19 protein-coding genes are annotated in these 16,395 nt (G+C 47.9%); 8 read left to right on the top strand and 11 right to left on the bottom strand.

All coding sequences use genetic code 11. The annotated features are described in order from the left end of the window. Positions 1-75: 75 nt before the first annotated feature. The gene (locus AC1DYT_RS04195) at positions 76-804 is read right to left on the bottom strand and encodes a LytR/AlgR family response regulator transcription factor (RefSeq protein WP_477468396.1); all 729 of its coding nucleotides are present in this window, start codon (positions 802-804) and stop codon (positions 76-78) included. 140 nt (positions 805-944) lie between these two features. Between AC1DYT_RS04195 and AC1DYT_RS04190 the strand changes: the two genes are divergently transcribed. After that, positions 945-2,033, top strand: coding sequence for a sensor histidine kinase (locus AC1DYT_RS04190; protein WP_477468395.1), 1,089 nt, complete (start codon positions 945-947; stop codon positions 2,031-2,033). 126 nt (positions 2,034-2,159) lie between these two features. After that, on the top strand, positions 2,160-2,381 hold the full coding sequence (locus AC1DYT_RS04185) for a hypothetical protein (protein ID WP_133229858.1): 222 nt from the start codon (positions 2,160-2,162) through the stop codon (positions 2,379-2,381). Here AC1DYT_RS04185 and AC1DYT_RS04180 read toward each other — a convergent pair. Continuing rightward, entirely contained in the window at positions 2,378-3,070 is a 693-nt protein-coding gene (locus tag AC1DYT_RS04180) for a hypothetical protein (RefSeq protein ID WP_477468394.1), read from the bottom strand. The genes AC1DYT_RS04185 and AC1DYT_RS04180 overlap by 4 nt on opposite strands. A 66-nt stretch (positions 3,071-3,136) precedes the next feature. Next, entirely contained in the window at positions 3,137-3,775 is a 639-nt protein-coding gene (locus AC1DYT_RS04175) for an START domain-containing protein (RefSeq protein WP_477468393.1), read from the bottom strand. 289 nt (positions 3,776-4,064) lie between these two features. On the opposite strand from AC1DYT_RS04175, the gene AC1DYT_RS04170 reads away from it, so the two are divergent. From AC1DYT_RS04170 to AC1DYT_RS04160, 3 genes are all read left to right on the top strand, one after another. Further along, positions 4,065-4,661: a Crp/Fnr family transcriptional regulator gene (locus AC1DYT_RS04170; protein WP_477468392.1), complete on the top strand. Its 597-nt coding sequence runs from the start codon at positions 4,065-4,067 to the stop codon at positions 4,659-4,661. Positions 4,662-4,754: 93 nt separating this feature from the next. Further along, complete coding sequence (locus AC1DYT_RS04165; RefSeq protein WP_477468391.1) at positions 4,755-5,174, top strand: ester cyclase; 420 nt, start codon at positions 4,755-4,757, stop codon at positions 5,172-5,174. Between the two features lie 9 nt (positions 5,175-5,183). Then, a complete protein-coding gene (locus AC1DYT_RS04160; protein WP_477468390.1) occupies positions 5,184-6,155 on the top strand; it encodes a zinc-binding alcohol dehydrogenase family protein in 972 nt (323 codons plus the stop codon). 356 nt (positions 6,156-6,511) lie between these two features. On the opposite strand, the gene AC1DYT_RS04155 is transcribed toward AC1DYT_RS04160, so the two are convergent. The 8 genes from AC1DYT_RS04155 to AC1DYT_RS04120 form a co-directional block, all read right to left on the bottom strand. Continuing rightward, the gene (locus AC1DYT_RS04155) at positions 6,512-7,009 is read right to left on the bottom strand and encodes a GDYXXLXY domain-containing protein (protein ID WP_477468389.1); all 498 of its coding nucleotides are present in this window, start codon (positions 7,007-7,009) and stop codon (positions 6,512-6,514) included. After that, positions 6,996-8,066 carry a DUF4401 domain-containing protein gene (locus AC1DYT_RS04150; protein WP_477468388.1) on the bottom strand — a complete coding sequence of 357 codons (1,071 nt, stop codon included), beginning with the start codon at positions 8,064-8,066 and terminating at the stop codon, positions 6,996-6,998. The genes AC1DYT_RS04155 and AC1DYT_RS04150 overlap by 14 nt, the downstream gene beginning before the upstream one ends. Beyond that, entirely contained in the window at positions 8,053-9,036 is a 984-nt protein-coding gene (locus tag AC1DYT_RS04145) for a DUF2157 domain-containing protein (protein ID WP_477468387.1), read from the bottom strand. The genes AC1DYT_RS04150 and AC1DYT_RS04145 overlap by 14 nt, the downstream gene beginning before the upstream one ends. Positions 9,037-9,276: 240 nt before the next feature. Further along, positions 9,277-9,702, bottom strand: a complete 426-nt coding sequence (locus AC1DYT_RS04140; RefSeq protein WP_477468386.1) for a QcrA and Rieske domain-containing protein — start codon at positions 9,700-9,702, stop codon at positions 9,277-9,279. A gap of 19 nt (positions 9,703-9,721) precedes the next feature. Then, positions 9,722-10,666 carry a DUF5777 family beta-barrel protein gene (locus AC1DYT_RS04135; RefSeq protein ID WP_477468385.1) on the bottom strand — a complete coding sequence of 315 codons (945 nt, stop codon included), beginning with the start codon at positions 10,664-10,666 and terminating at the stop codon, positions 9,722-9,724. A gap of 19 nt (positions 10,667-10,685) precedes the next feature. Next, positions 10,686-11,237, bottom strand: a complete 552-nt coding sequence (locus AC1DYT_RS04130) for a YceI family protein (protein ID WP_477468384.1) — start codon at positions 11,235-11,237, stop codon at positions 10,686-10,688. Position 11,238: 1 nt separating this feature from the next. Further along, positions 11,239-12,525, bottom strand: a complete 1,287-nt coding sequence (locus AC1DYT_RS04125; protein ID WP_477468383.1) for a hypothetical protein — start codon at positions 12,523-12,525, stop codon at positions 11,239-11,241. Then, on the bottom strand, positions 12,522-13,169 hold the full coding sequence (locus AC1DYT_RS04120) for an RNA polymerase sigma factor (protein WP_477468382.1): 648 nt from the start codon (positions 13,167-13,169) through the stop codon (positions 12,522-12,524). The genes AC1DYT_RS04125 and AC1DYT_RS04120 overlap by 4 nt, the downstream gene beginning before the upstream one ends. 280 nt (positions 13,170-13,449) lie before the next feature. On the opposite strand from AC1DYT_RS04120, the gene AC1DYT_RS04115 reads away from it, so the two are divergent. From AC1DYT_RS04115 to AC1DYT_RS04105, 3 genes are all read left to right on the top strand, one after another. Further along, on the top strand, positions 13,450-14,268 hold the full coding sequence (locus AC1DYT_RS04115; protein ID WP_477468381.1) for a glycosyltransferase family 2 protein: 819 nt from the start codon (positions 13,450-13,452) through the stop codon (positions 14,266-14,268). 331 nt (positions 14,269-14,599) lie between these two features. After that, the gene (locus AC1DYT_RS04110; protein WP_477468380.1) at positions 14,600-14,758 is read left to right on the top strand and encodes a hypothetical protein; all 159 of its coding nucleotides are present in this window, start codon (positions 14,600-14,602) and stop codon (positions 14,756-14,758) included. A gap of 119 nt (positions 14,759-14,877) precedes the next feature. Beyond that, positions 14,878-16,293: an oligosaccharide flippase family protein gene (locus AC1DYT_RS04105; RefSeq protein ID WP_477468379.1), complete on the top strand. Its 1,416-nt coding sequence runs from the start codon at positions 14,878-14,880 to the stop codon at positions 16,291-16,293. The last annotated feature ends 102 nt before the right edge of the window (positions 16,294-16,395 follow it).

Here is a 16,395-nt window from a genome sequence, read left to right as displayed (position 1 = left end):
CCCCGGTAGGGAGGACTTAAAAAAACAACGACAAGAAAGTTAAAATCTCCCCTTCCGGGGGAGAATAGAGGGGGCTTAAAACGCCTTCCCCGTCATCCGGCTGATAACGTCGCGGTAGTTATCGGTATAAGGTACTTCGGCATCATTCAATTTGATGCGGCCCTTGCGTACCGATTGTACGTACCCCAGGTTTACGATGTATGATTTGTGGGTGCGGAAGAACTGGTCGGCGGGGAGTTGTTCTTCCAATGCTTTAATGGTAATGCGCGACAACAGCGGTTTGGCCACACCGGTGCGGTGTAGTTTTACGTAATCTTTAAGACCCTCGATGTAGGTAATTTCGCCGTGGTTTATCCGCACCAGGTTGTAATCGGCATATACAAACAGGTGGTCGCGGTTGCGTTCGGGCGCTGCCGGTGCGGGCTTGTTCTGCATATCGTACAGATGCAGCGCCTTGTTGCAGGCTTTTAGGAAACGTTCCAGGGGAACGGGTTTCAACAAATAATCTACTACATCCAGGTCGAAACCATCCAGCGCAAATTCGTGGTGGGCGGTTATAAAAATCACCATGGGTTTTTGCGCCAGGCTTTTGATGAATTGCAGCCCGGTGATGCCAGGCATCTGTATGTCGCAGAATATCAGGTCAACTGGCTCGGCATGCAAAATTTCCATGGCCTGGGCAGCCGAGCGGCAACTGGCTACCAATTGCAAGCGGGGTACCTGTTGTAAGTTATCTGCTAAAAGTTCGAGCGCAAGGGGCTCGTCGTCAATAATTATACACCGCATATCTACCTGTACAAGCATTAGGGGCTTGCGTTATCCAAAGAAACAGCATGCCGCGCGGATTATTATTTTTTTAACATTATTTAACGCGTTTGGTCTCGTCAATGCGGCTGTTGGTCGAGTGTTTTTGCAGATTATTGTATTTTCAAGTTAATTGCCGCATGAACAAGCCAAACTACAAGCCCTGGGTGTATAATTTGCTGCCGGTGCTGGTGTGGTTTCTGCTGTTGGTGCTACCTTTTGTAAACGGACCGCCCAACATCCCCGAGTGGATGCGGCACCGCTTCGTTACCAATATCGTTACGTCTAACATCGTATTGCTGGTGCTCTTCTACATCAATACTTACCTGCTATACCCTTTGATACAAAAACGGGGTTGGCTGATATACTTAAGCCTGCTTGCCGCAATATTGGCTTGCTACTGGGTTTACTGGTTCGTTTTCAGAGAGGCACACCTGCATTCTCCTGCGGAGGAACTGGCCCGGCAACGCTGGGAGGAGCAACAACACCCGGGGCAGAAAATGAATTTCGAACCGATGAGGGGCGGGCCCGGCATGTTCATGCCCATACTTTCGCCATTTATCGCTTTGTTGTGCAGCTTTTGCTACCGCATTATTTTAGATAATAACGCCCGCAAGCAACTGGTAAAAGAGCGGGAAACCATACACCTGCGTACGGAACTGAACTTTCTGCGTTCGCAGATAAACCCGCACTTTTTGTTCAACGTACTGAATAACCTTACTTCGCTGGCCCGCAAAAAATCAGATAAGATAGAGCCCGCCATCATGAACCTCTCGCAACTGATGCGCTACATGCTTTACGAGAGCGACGACAATCGTGTACCGCTGGATAAGGAAATAGCCTACCTCAAAAGCTATATAGAACTGCAATTGCTTAGGTTTGGCGATGAGGTAACCGTAAAAATGGACCTGGACGGCAGCCATCCCGGCCTCAACATTGGCCCCATGTTGCTGATATCCCTGGTAGAGAATGCCTTTAAGCACGGCACCGATGGGGTGGGCCAATCTGTGATAAACATCGTGTTGAATATTTCTACCAATCAACGGCTGCTGTACTTCACCATTATCAACGATGTAAAAAAGGGCGAGAAAGCAGCAGAGGTTCGCGAGGGCATCGGCCTCAAGAACCTGAAGAGGCGGCTGGATATTTTGTACCCCGGCAAGCACCAACTGGCTATTACCGATGACGGCGCGATATTTTCGGCTATGCTGGAGTTGCAGCTATCTTAGCGCATTGCCATTTTTACCTGTAGCTTTATTACCCAGCAATGCGCTTTAAGTTTACCTTTGTTGCTTATAATGTGATATATTTGAGTATTGCATGCAAACATTGGTTTGCCCCGTAAATAAAACACCATGAAACACGACGAGGTAGTTGCAGCGCTTAAAGTTATTGCTGAAAAAGGCATGGCCATCCATATCAGTAAAGAAGACCTTAAAGACCTGAGGGCCTACAACCTGATAGATATTGCCAAAGGTGCCGAGAACGACCGCTCGCCGGCCTGCACCTTAACCAAAAAAGGAAGGGTTATGCTTAAGGCAAACACCAAACCCAAACCCGCAAGTCCGGAAGATTAACCATCTACCCCCACTACAATCAGGCGTTTATAAAACAGCGCAAATAATACTGCGGCAAGCAAGGTATGTAATGTTATCAGTAATGGTGTTCCCATCACCCATGGAGTAGCCAGCAAGCCGCCATTCAGCAGGGAGTTTAAGAAAGTAAGCACATAGCTTAATATAAACACCAGCGGCAGTGTTAAAAACCCCAATAAATACAGCCAGGCATATTTATTATCGATACTGCGCCAGGCTTTAATAATTGGCGGCAAGCCCAATGCCAACAAGATAGCCGAGCATAGGCACACCATTAGCGTATGGCTTAAAGTACCTTTAAGCAGGTGCCGGGTTACTACCATTTCGTCGCCGCCGCCCATCATGGCCTGGCTAATACGCCCGAAAGGGATATTGGCGAATATGAACGCAAAACCCAAAGCCCGCATTTTGACATTTGCCGAATACAGCCAATACATCCCCAACCACATCAGCATAAAAGAAAACAAGGGCCCGGTAAGGGTAGCCACCCAGGATAAGGGATGAGCTTTTTCGCAATCGGCACATAGCTGCCAAACGTTGAAGTCACGGGCACCCCAGGCTCCGCAGATGATGCGGCCGGTGATGATGTGCACAAGTTCGTGCAGTTCGAGCATCAGCAATACCAATAACAGGAAAGCGGTTATATACGAGAAAGAGAGTTTGATACGCATGATAAGGTGATAATGGCCTGAGACACCATTTAACCAACTAAGGTTACACCCAATAAAAAGCTATTGCTAATCTTTTATGAAGCTCGCCCCCTTGGTATACTCCGGCTTTTGCAGTTGTTTTTTTAAACCCTGGAAACTGTTCATGGGCCCTTGCGTGGCCAGCAAATTAATGAGCCATGCCGGGATGTTGCCGGCCGGATCCACCATTAGGGTGTAGAGTACTTTTATTTTGCCTTTTGTTACCGGGGTAATCACCCACTCACCTTTTGAGGCGGTTATCCGTACAATATCATCTTTCACGGGCACAAAACCAGCTACGGCGGGGCCATCAACGGTAACTACTTTGGTTTCGGCGTTTTGGCGAACGGTGAGATGGGCAACAAAATCGCGGTTGGTGGCCGGCCAGGGTACGTCAATCTCCGAATAATAATAAAGCTCGGACTGCGACACCTGTTTGATAAGCGTGCACGATTTGGTGTGCGACACCCAGTCGGGGCAGCCTTTTACATCAAGCAATACCTTCACCAATTGCGATGGCGTGGCATCCAGCTCGGCCTCTACTTTGATGGCCTTGAATTTAGACCCGTTGACCAAACTGGTGTAAACCTTAATGCCGTCTTTCTCGGTTTTCAGCTTCCAATCGTATTGCGCCGCAACGGGGGATGTCTTGAACAGGAATAAAAAAATAGCTATGTACTTATGCATCGGCCTGCCTTAATTATAAAGGCAGCAAATTTAAGGTTATAACATGTATAGCGTAAAGGGCGCTGGTAATTATGACAAACCACAGGCAAATTGCGGGGAGAAATCCCCCAATAAGACTGCCACAGGATAAACCGAAGGCACCGCAAAACCCTTTGCGTTTTGTACCCTATGCCTGCATTTCGCCGGTATTTTTGTAATATTGTTATATGAGTCCTGTCGCTTCCACACCAAAATCCGTATCGTATATTGATAAAAGTTGTGGAGGGCCTAATTGTTAGCAAAAGCTCATATGAATAGAGGGATGCCGATACAAAAACTAGTCGCCTACTTTAAAGGTTATTTCCCGCTGAACGCCGAGGAGGAAGATGCCCTTGCTTCGCGCTTTATCGAGCGCAGCATTAAACGCCGCCAGTTTGTGCTGCAACATGGCGATGTTTGCAGGCATTTCACGTTTGTTATTTCGGGCTGCTTAAAAATGTACGCCGTTGATAAGAACGGCAAAGAACACAACATCCAGTTTGCAGCCGAGAACGATTGGGCTACCGACCTCAGCAGTTTTTACGCCGAAAAGCCAAGCGGGCTGTATATTGAAGCGATTGAGCCAACGGTAGTGTTGCAGATAAAACACGATGAGCTATTACACTTATATATCAACTACCATAAAATCGATCATAACTTTAGAGTAATTATCGAACAGAAATACATAGCCTTACAGGACAGGGTGCTGCAAAACATCAGCTCATCTGCCGAAGAACGATACGAAAATTTCCTGCAGCAATACCCAAACCTCAGCAATCGCCTGCCTAATACGCAAATAGCCTCCTACCTTGGCATCACGCCCGAATTCCTGAGCACCATCCGCAAAAACAGGGTGCTAAAAGGCTGAATGCTTAAAGCATCTTAAGGGCATTTATTAAGATACCTTATGGGTTGGTTTGCCATAAACAGCCCATTTTTGCCGTATAGACATAAGGTTAAAATGACAAGCATAAGCAATAAAAAAACGATGCATCGTTTTGTAGAATTCATTAACACGGCAAGCGAAACTTTAGCCGAAGAATTGGTTTCTCCCGATGCGGTGTTTTTCGTCCCCGGTCGCCCCGAGCCTTTGCAAGGCCCTGCCGGCTACGTAGACATCGTTCAGATGATGCGTTCAGGGTTCCCGGATATCCAATGGACGCTTGATGACATGGTAGCTGAAGGCGAGCAGGTAGCTGCACGGTTTACGATGCGCGGAACACACCACGGGACTTTCTTTGGGGTGCCCGCAACGGGGAAACCGATAGAAGTACGCGCCATGAACTTTTATCGTTTTTCAGGTAATCAAATCATCGAAGAATTTGGCCAGCCCGACCTGCTGAGTTTGCTGCAGCAAATCGGTGCAGTTCCGTCTAATTAAATGATCACCATGAAAGCAATAGTCCTCCATCAGCCAGGCGGCCCTGAAAATTTTATCATCGAAGAGAGGCCGATACCCGCTCCCAGCACCGGCCAGGTACTGATAAAAGTAAAAGCCTTTGGGCTGAACCGTTCGGAACTAATGACCAGGAAAGGCTTATCGCCAGGCGTCCAATTTCCGAGGGTATTGGGTATAGAGTGCGTGGGCGAAGTTGCAGCTGACCCATCAGGCGAATTTGAACCCGGGCAAAAAGTAGCCGCCTTTATGGGCGAAATGGGCAGGGCCTATGATGGCAGTTATGCCGAATATACCGTGTTACCAAAAAGTATCTTAATCCCATTCAATAGTACGCTGCCCTGGGAGGTATTGGGGGCCACTCCCGAAATGTTCCAAACGGTTTACGGCTCGTTGCATATCGCCTTGAAAATAAAAAAGGGCGAAAGCCTGCTGATCAGGGGCGGCACGTCATCCATCGGCCTATTAGCTGCTCAATTAGCTAAGCATGCAGGCTTAAGCGTAATATCCACCACCCGGAAACCGGAAAGCAAAAATGCGCTGCTAGAAAACGGCGCTGATGAAGTAATCATTGATGATGGGAACATATCCGAACGACTAAGGATTATACACCCCGATGGCGTAAACCATGTCCTGGAACTGGTAGGTGCTACCACTTTAAAAGATTCGCTGCGATGCGCGGCAACGGGCGGCGCGGTATGTATGACAGGGATGCTGTCTGAACAATGGTCATTCGCAGATTTTGCGCCGATGGAATATATCCCTGCGGCAGTAAACTTAACGGTTTATGATAGCGGCCAGATTAGAGTCGGCGCGGAACATTTCCAGGCTTTCTTAGATAATATCGAGGCCGGTTCTGTAAAACTTAAAATCGGCCGTGTGTTTAAATTGGATGAAATGGCCGATGCGCACCGCCTGATGGATAATAATGCGGCTGGGGGTAAAATTGTAGTGGTTACAGATTAATAATGTTCGCTTTTGTGTTTCTTTCTTAGTGCCCCTTTTGTGGTAAAATTAACCACAAAGAGCACTAAGGTTTTGCACAAAGTTCACAAAGATTTATTGATGGAGTTTTATTTTGTTAATTAACAGTCGTTTTATTTTGATATGACCACCTCAAAACGCTAAAAGTTATTTCATAAGCCGGTAATGTTGGTTATCCAACCCTTAAAACCATTCGAAATAAAATTGACTTTGTGTTCCCTGTGTTTCTCCCTTTGTGTGCTTTGTGGTAAAATTAATCACAAAGTCCTGACGGAGTTTTAATTTGTTGTTTAACAATCGCTTTTAATTTTAACGCAGCCTCCTTAAAACACCAAAGCTTATTTAATAAGCCGGTAATGTTCGTTATACAAACCTTCCAAAACGCTGTTGCCGGCTTCATCAACCTTTAAAGCCCCATATTTGGCGGCTTCGAAACGCTTGCCTTGCCCCTCCTCAAAAAAGTACGATTCGGCGCCGAGGTGTATATCGGCAAAATAACTGTTGCCGCTAAAGAAGTATTTAATGGCAGTTTCGCCCGGTGCAAGAGGTTTCAACTCATCCTGAAAGCGAAGTTTTTGGGCAACGCCATGCGCACCCAGCTTAACTATGCAATAGCCCCTTTTGGTTATGGTTGCGTGCGATGGCAAATCGTTTATTTTATAAGCCAGGCTCATGTAGTCGCCCTGCATCAACGAGCGCGGGTCCACCGGCTTCAGTTCCAGCAATACCCGCTTGCCTGCGCTCAGCGTTTTTTCTTTAGCCGTTATGCTCCAATTGAAATAGCCCAGCAACAGTAGCAGGTTGATGAGTATGATGATGTGCTTAGTTTTGCTCATAACGCTTCAATTGTTTTTTAAGGATAAACCAGGCCAGCAAGAACAGCGCGCCCGATGCCATCATTATTTCTGATTTTATGAGCAGGGTGTAGCTAAGGTCGTAATAATACTGGCCGGTAAAATACACCAAGGCCACCAAGCCGGTCGCAATACCGGTACGGTGGCCGGTATGGAAACTGAGGAACACGATTAGCAAAGCCCCGCAAATGGCGGGCGCAAACACAGCAGATGCCAGCACAAGGCCGCCAAGCACGTAAACAATCAACTTGTCTTTTGCCCTAAGCGCAAGCGCCTGCACTATGGCATATAACACAAACGCAGTTACCGCAATAATGATAATCCCCGATATATAATTATCCTGTAAGGAGCCGCTGCGAAAATCAGCAACACCCAGGTAGGCCAGTATGGCTATAAACGAAAAAAGCAGGCCATTGCGCAAAGCCATGTAGCGGGCACTAAGCGGCGGGTTTTGCGCTATCAAAGCTGTTTCCTGCAAACATAACCAGGCATAGCTCCAGGCCAATAGCAGGGTAAGCAGGTGCGTTATTTCATAGGCATCGTTTATCAAAACTAAAGCAAACAAACTACCCGAAGCTACAAGCACCGAAAAGAAATTGAGCATATACCCCGATGTAATAACGCAGGTAATAACAGCTAATATCAACAATACCGTTGCAATTGGGTTGGCATCTACATGCAGTTGAACCATGCCATAAGCAATCATGCCATAGCTGGCCAGGTAAGAGCTTATTAAAACGGTATCTAAAATGGTGTTGGTTGATGTTTTGTTCAACCAGATGGCTCCTCCCATCACTATCACTCCAAAAAACATTGCAGCTTCGGCCGCCTGGCTCAGTACCAGGCCCACAAAACCCAAAAAGAAAAAAGTGGCCAGCAGGCCGCCGCCAATAGATAGCAATCTAATCCCCAGGCCCTGGTAGGCCTCCGCATCGGCCGCCAGTTCTTTATCGACAGCATCCCTATTGATGGCTAACTGTTCGCCATGTTCTTCTGTTAAGCGGCTTATCAGTGCGTCTGTATGGTTATTGGTTTGCATGCCAGCTTTTATTTAAGGTGATGAGCGCGTTTACCAATACGGTAATACTAATAACGACGAAAAGAGCGATGAGGAGAAAAGTGCCGCCGGAGTCTTCATGAAACAGGTTGATTATCCATGATGTAATAATGATGATAATGCTGAGCGGGATAATGCACAGGTAATAAAGCGACTTGTTTCGGAAGCTGTAACGTACCGCAAAGCCGTACACCAACACCATCAATAATAGAGCCGGCCAAAGGGTATCCGGAGCAGCCTCGTAATAGTTGAAAGATATACCGCTAACAATGCTGATGGTAATACAGCCGGCCGCAGCCAATGCTACTATCTTGCTGAAAAGGGTCACCGGCACTTTATCGGCGTAGTTACGGTAAAACCATTGCGCCAAAGCTATTATGGCCACGTTTAGTGCAAACAATATCAAACAAAGCGTAGTAGCGGGCCAGCTTGGCCCCACCTGCTCGCTATAAAGAACTATAGTGGTGTTGATAAGCAGGGTAAGGATGAGCCACAAAGGTGCAAACTCGGCCACTATGGCCCAGATAAAGATGAACACGCTCCAACCCAAAAAGAAATCGTAAGTATCGGCACCGGTTTGGTATATCTGCCCGAATACCGCGAACAGCAGCCCAACCAAAAAAGATACGCCTGTAAGGATAATCTTTTTCACCACGGGTTTCAGGTTGGTAAAAAGCGCTACCAAAACGCTGGTAATAACCAGGCCCTGCACTATGCCCAGCTTCGCGAATTTGTGCAGTTGGTGCCAGTTGAAAGCAAAAAAGAAGATGATGCCCGCCACCGCGAAGGCTGTACCCAGGCCGAGCAGGGCGATATTGGTGAACCGGGCCCATTTTGCTTTGTCGGCGTAGATGCCCTCTTCCTCTAAGCTACGTTTAATGCCTGCGGCGGGCCAGTTGCTGTACCGGCTGATGATGTGTATTTGCTTGCGTGTTGCACGCTGGTTTTCCATATATAGCTTAGGGTTACAAAAACTAATGTAGCATTTATTTACGGATACCCGCCAACAATAAAAAAGCAGCCTACCCTTTATCAGGAATAGGCTGCGCCCTTTATCAAACAACAATTATCTTAACGGTGACGTGGCCTCACCCAAACCCTCTCCAAGGGAGAGGGCTTAAACAGCCAAATCGTTTATTATATTTCTTTGGCCCTTCTCCTTTGGAGAAGGGTTGGGATGAGGCTCTTAATCTTATGCCCTCACCTTAAGGCTGGTGCCATCTATGATCACATTATATTTTTTCAACGCGGTTAAGGCCGGGCCCTGCAATACGGCACCGGTTTGGCTAAACCTGCTGCCATGCAGCGGGCATATGTAAATAGCCGAGGCGGTGTTGTAGTTGATGAACGTACCCTCATGCGTGCAGGCTACCTGCACTGCCGAAAATGCGTCGGCCGAGTTACCCGCTGCAATGCGTGCCAGTATTACACCGTTGGCTACCTTGCTATCGCCCACGTTCAGCAGTTCGCTACTGAGGTTGGCAGTAAATAGGTTGCCGTCGCCGTTGGGTGTTGGGTCTTCGTTTTTTGCGTTGCTGCCGCAGGATACTAAACTGCATCCTGTGCAAACGGCCGCCAGGCCTATGCCCAGCTTGGCTAAAAATTCTTGTCTTTCCATGATTTTATATTTAGTAGGGTTAATAAGCTTTCTTTGCCTTTTTGTTGAAACTGAACATCCTCGAGATAGTAAAACCCAAACGGAACTGCCCCTTGCCCCAATCGCTTTGGCTGGCGCTGAGGTAGCTGGTTTCGGAGATAGCCTTCGCGTTGCTGAACACGATAGTGAACACGTGGCCGCCGGTTTCTATCTCTATACCTATACCCAGTGGGTCGTAAAAAGCATCGTCGCCCGTGGCATTGCTGCGGAACGATGAGAAAGGGTGCGCATAATCGACTACGATGCCCATACGCTTGGTCACTTTAAGCCGCCCCGCAATGCCCATAGCGAAAAAGCCGCGCTCGTTGCCTGCCAGGAATGGGAAGGGCGAGTTATCGCGCACGAAAGTCGGGGTTATCTGCAGCGAGAAGTTGGATGAAAATTTACGGGCGATGATGGCCTGCGCTACATAGGCAAACCTATCGGCAAAGGTGGGAAACTCGCCGTCGTTGGCTTCGTAGGCTTTTACGCCTGCCTTGCCCAAAAGCGTTACGGCAAAAGGCGTGGCATCGTCTGATGTTTGGTGTACGATGGCATATTTAAGCCCAAGGTCAATCTGCTGGGCAAATTTGCTGCGGCCGAAATCGATATCCAGGTTATCGCTTACGCCGTATTCAAAACCGATGTAGATATCGCTGGAGTTATCCAGCCCAAAAAAGGTTTTGCCCCCACCCTGCGAGCCGCCCATATCACCGAAGCGGTGTATCACCAAAAAGTTGAGGTTATTCTTCTTCACGGTTTCGGTAGTGGCACCTAGTATCAGCCGGGTAGATTTAAAGGTGGCAATAACGGGCTCGGCCTTTGCATCGGCATTCATGCTGTTCAACAACGAATCGGCTGCGTTGCCACTTTTGGCGGGCGTGGTTTGCGCCCACAGCCCGGTACTTATCAATGCGCAGGCTGCCAGGGGTATTAACTTTTTCATGCTTTGTTATATAGGGTTTTTAGTTGCTCTTTACTGCCGTGTACGTGGCCGATACGTTCATTTTGATGGTCTCGGCAATGTGCTTAAATACCAGCGTGGGGATATCGATTTTATGGTCTACACATTTCACCATAAACTCTGCCGACATGCTGATGGCACCATTATTCACCACCACCGTACCGAGGATAGTGCGGGTTTGCTTTACGCCGTGCACATCCAGCTCGCCGGTAACGTTTACAGGGTAGCTGCCGTTTTTGGTGATGTCGATAGCTCCCTGTACCTTCCCCTTGAAGGCGGCGCGCGGGTACTTATCGCTCTCCATGTAATTTTCGTTGAAATGCTCCTGCATCAACGATTTGGGAAACTGGAACGAGCGGATATTCACGCTGAAGGCTAAATCGCCGGTGGCGGGGTTGTAAACCGATGTACCGCTGTTGCTCACTGCCGAGATATCTTCCAGCGGGGCGGTAGAAAACAAACTGATTTTTGCGTTTTTACACGCATAGAGGTCCTGCCCTGCCTGGTTTTTGATGCTTAACCAGGCAAGTAAAATAAGGCCAATGTACTTCATGCTACTTTGGTTTGGTGAATGAATTGATGTTCCAGTTGAAGCCGACAGCCACCCCTGCGGTATGCAGGTTTACCTGACTGTAACCAACCGCCTTGATGGGCAGTTTCATATACGGCTGCACGCTAAGGCTGAATTTTGAATTGATTTGCCGCTCGAAAGTGGCGTTTACATTTATTACGCTTAACAAATAGTTTTTAGGGTTGGCCACCGTATAGCTGGCCGGGCCGTTGGCATACGCCGAGCTGTAGGTGTATTTATAGTTCTCGTGCAGCATAAAGTACGATGATACCCCCGTGCCCAGCGAAAACTTGTTCTTGCGGTTTTGATAAACCTGGTAAGCAATGTTCAAAGGCACATCCAGCATTCGGCAATCTGCCGTAACGTTGGTTGGGTCGGTTTTGAACTGGTAGGCCGTGCTGTAATTGGCAAACGTTGTTGCGTAGGGTTTGATGGCATACATCGCCCCTGTAGTAAACGTCCATTTCTTCACACTAACCGATAGCATCGCTCCAAAATTGCTGCCCACCTTTGTTTGCTGAAAGGAATTCACCCCGTTAATATCCGACGATGCCAGTACGCTGATGGCAAACTGCGGCCTGCCCTGGCTAAGCGGCTTAACCTTCACTTTCGGCTTATCCGGGCTTTGCGCAGGCGCGGTGCCGGCAATAACCGGCTGAGTATTATCTGCTTTCGCTGCATCAAGCCTGGCTGGCGGCGTGGTATCCCGCTGCACAGCTACCATATCCGTCCTTTTTGGTGGCATGGTATCTTTTTGCCCGGCAACCGGCAATGTGTTTTGCTGCTGTTGCGGCTGTGTTTTTATGCCGCTGGCGATTAACGTTGTGTTTGGTTTTGGATGTGCCGGTTTTCCTCCCGTTGCAGGTTGTCTGTCCTGGAATAATGGGTCCATTGTATCATTGCCCGTTTTGCCATCCGATGCACCATTAATCGCTACGCTGCCTTGTGGACTAACCGGCACGGCTTGCGGTTTATTTATTCCCGTGGTATCGGTGCCTGTAGCTTTTACGGCAGGTTTCACCGCTACCGTATCATCCTTTTTTACTGTTGTTTGCGTGGGTTTAAAAAACCACCAGCCCAAAACCAACAATAACATGGCCGCTATGCCGCTAACAATAGGCAGCCAGTACACGATAAAGGGCCGCTTTTTGCCCTTCTCCAACATTTGTTCAAGGGCATCCCAATCATCCTCGTTGTAGGCGAGGTTGCCGGCAGGGTCTTCTAACCGCTTTTTAAATAAGCTATCTATTTTATCCTGCCCCTCTTTCATCTCCTGATACCATTATTAAAAAAAGCGTTCCTGATTTCGCTGCCACACATAGCTACGATGGGGTTGTAATTCATCCCCCCGTTGTAGTTGTTACCCCTGTTATTGGCTGCTTCATCTGCTTTTAAAATCATCACTTTTAATTTATGCCTCGCCTTATGCAAGTTTGATTTAGACGTTCCCGGGCTGATGTTAAGCATTTCGCCAATCTCCTCGTGCGAGTACCCGTCTATAGCAAACAGGTTGAACACCGTGCGGTAGGCCTGTGGCAGTTGTTGCACCATCCGCAGCAAATCCTCATAGTTGAGGTTGCTGTCAACCAGTTCGCCATCGGTTAAATGCTCGGCCTTGTCCAGGTCGTCGGTATAAGCCATTTTGAGATTTGCCCGGTAGTAATCTATCGATACATTCATCATAATGCGCCCCAGCCAAGCCTTGAAAGGGCGCGTGGTATCAAACCGTTGCAGGTGGGTAAACACCTTCATAAAACCCTGGTTCATTACCTCGGCAGCCTCCTCGCGGTCGTTAGCATAGCGCAGGCATATCCCCATAGAAAAACCGTAGAATGCCTTATACAGCATCTTCTGGCATTTCCGGTCCTGCTTTATGCAGCCCTGTATCAGTTGATGTAGCTCTTCGTCGCCCATGCCGGGTAATTAAATTTTATTGCGCCTATAAATTTAACCTAATCTTCCTACATCACGATGCTTCGGGACTAAAGGTTGCCTGTTTATTTAAAAAATATTTAAATTACTGATTTAAAACACCTTAAATCATCGCCTGATAAAATCATCCGATATTTATTTTCCTGCCGGGAAATAACAAGGCAACCCCGCACGCTTCGCAAACGATATATTGATAAAGCCATGCATCGGCCATTGGGCGCAGCGGGCAAATACTATCCGTCAATATATACAATATCTTCGCATGATACCGGTTTCCGTCGTAATAATCACCAGGAATGAAGAGGCCATTATTGGCCGCTGCCTCGAGATGGCCAGCCTAATAAGCAATGATATCGTGATTGTAGATAACGGCAGTACCGATGATACCATCGCCATTGCCCGCGCCTTTAACTGCCGTGTTTACCACAAAGCCTGGGACGGTTATGGTGCCAACAAAAACAAAGGCATAGCGCTGGCAAAGCACGACTGGATATTGAGCATAGATGCCGACGAAGTGGCCGATATGCAACTAGTGGAGCAACTACACAGACTCGTGTTTAAAGACCCTAATGTGGTTTACGATATCGCCTTCCGCTCCTATTTTGGGCAAAAGCGCATAAAGTACGGCACCTGGGGGCGCGATCATCACCGCCGCCTTTTCAACCGCAGCCGCGTAAGGTGGTCAGAAACCGAAGTACACGAAACCTTGCTACTGCCTGCCGGCGTGCAGATAATGAAGCTGGTGGGGCACCTGCACCATTACTCGGTAAACAATATGGAGGAGTGCAGGCAAAAGGCTGTACATTATGCCCGTTTAAGCGCGGCCAAATATGCCAACCAAGGCAAAAAGGCAGGCTTTTTCAAGTGCCATTTTTCGGCTGCATTCGGTTTTGTGATGAGCTACGTTTTGCGGCTCGGCTTTTTAGATGCCAGAGAGGGACTGGATATCGCCCTGATGCTATACAAAAACACCCGGCTTAAATATCAGTACCTAAAACTTTTGCAAAGCCGCAAATACCTATCTTCGGGTAAGCCGCCGGTAGCTAAAAAATTGGTGGTAGAATATAGCAAAGCCGTTTAGATGGTGTTTTTAATGATGGCGGAATTTAGATAACAGGGTAAAACTACAATCGATACCGAAGGGGGCGCTTTTAGAGAGGGGGCACCTACGGAGCCCACGGCACTGCTTGTTATACTATAAACAGGGTGCTCCTAACGGAGCGTAACTCAATTCGGGCTAAACACTCCGGAGGAGTATCGTGTTTATAGAACAACAGAAAAAAGCGAGAAGGCTCCGTAGGTGCCTCCTAATCAACAACTTGTTTGAACGCGATTTTCCTTTATCAATACCGGGTGCTCTAATAACAAAAATAATTACCTATATTGACATTACTTAACACATAAAAATCAGCGTGGCAATTGCGATAAAGACTATACCCGTACTAAGGGGAGCCGCTGCAGCAAAATTTAATGCTAAAGCTGAAGAAAATTACACATTGAGAAAAGCCTCTATAGATTTTTCACAACAAACTTCCAAGGCTGAGAGAATTTTGGCTAAGGCTAAAATATAACTCGGCTAATGTATTTCGACCTGATTGTCCTTAGATAACTAAGCTAGTTGAGTTACCTCGGAGAAACGTATAACCTGTTTGGAAAAAGGAGTATTTTTTATTGCTGAACCCCGCTCATATTGAAAAGCAAACTCTTCAAAAACCTTTCGGCGAATACTTTGCAACTGGCTATTAACCAGGTGGCAGGGCTGGCTATTTTTTACCTCCTATCCACCGGGCTGGATAAAAGCGGCTTCGGTATGCTGAACCTGGCACTGGCCATATTGATGATGGCCTTTAACCTGCTCTCTTTCGGTATCGACCAGGTATCCATCCGCAAGATAGCCTCGGGCGAGAATAGCGGCGAGGTAATATCGCTTTATCTTTCGCACGTGGTGATTACCGGGCTGCTATTTTACAGCCTGCTATTGCTGGCCTATTGGTTAAGTCCGGCAAACACGGGTTTCTTCGCGCTGCTTTTATTAGTGGGTGCCGGTAAGCTGATGATCTATTTCAGCACCCCGTTCAAACAGGCCGCAAGCGGGCTGGAGCGGTTCAGGTTGTTGGCGGCCATGTTACTGGTGTCTAATTTGGTGAGATGCTTAGCGTTGACGGTGCTGGCCATATTACATCTCATCAGCTTGCACAACGCGGCTTTGGTTTTTATTGCGGGTGATGTGCTGGAACTTATCATCAATGTCGTCATTTTTAGCCGCAGCACTAAGGTAACCTTCCGCTTAATGTGGCACAGGCAAAAATATGCTGCGCTGCTGCGAGAGGCCCTGCCTCAAACGGGCGTGAACCTGCTTACTTCGGCCATGGCCCGTTTCGATTGGGTATTCATCGGCCTGATGGCATCGGCTGTAAAACTGGCCGAATACAGTTTCGCTTACAAAGTTTTCGAGATGAGCACGCTGCCCCTGCTGGCCATTGCGCCGTTGCTTATCCCCCGCTTTACCAAAATGTTCAAGCATCATGCTGTAGACACTACCGCTCTTAAAAATCTTTGCCGTGCCGAAATGGTTATCGCCGCCTTTACGGGTTTGGTGTTGGACGTGCTGTGGTCGCCTCTTGTAGATGCGGTTACCGCGGGCAAATATGGCGCGGTAAACAGCCTTACGCTTTTTATCCTTACGCTTTGCATCCCCTTTTTATACCTCAACAATTTCTTATGGACCATCTTCTTCGCCAAAGGCGAAATGAAGATGATACTCAAAGGCTTCGTTATCACTTTCACGGTAAATGCCGTGTTGGATATGATGCTGATACCGCTTTTTGGCAACCCCGGTGCGGCTTTCGGTTTCCTGGCCTCGTGCATCGTACAGGCGGCATTTTATATCAGTCAAAACCGAATTAAAGCATTGAACCCTATCTGGCAAAACCTGGGGATATGCATGGCTTGCGCTTTGGCCAGCGGTATTATTGTCCGGCTATTCGCGCTTAATTGCTGGCTGGCTCTGGCCTTCGCCTCCCTATTGTATGTGCTGCTGCTATTCCTCACCCGGCAACTAAAACCCGGTGATGCAGGGTTGGCCAGGGCTGCGTTTACGGCATAATTATCGGAAGGCCTGTCCGCACAGGCAACCATACCCAATTCCCTGGCGTAATGCTTATAGCAAACCGGGGCGGCCGGGGTGCTATCGCACCACATATGCCGC

This window comes from Mucilaginibacter sp. P1_D10, assembly GCF_056406215.1.
This window is presented reverse-complemented; position numbering and strand designations above follow the sequence as displayed.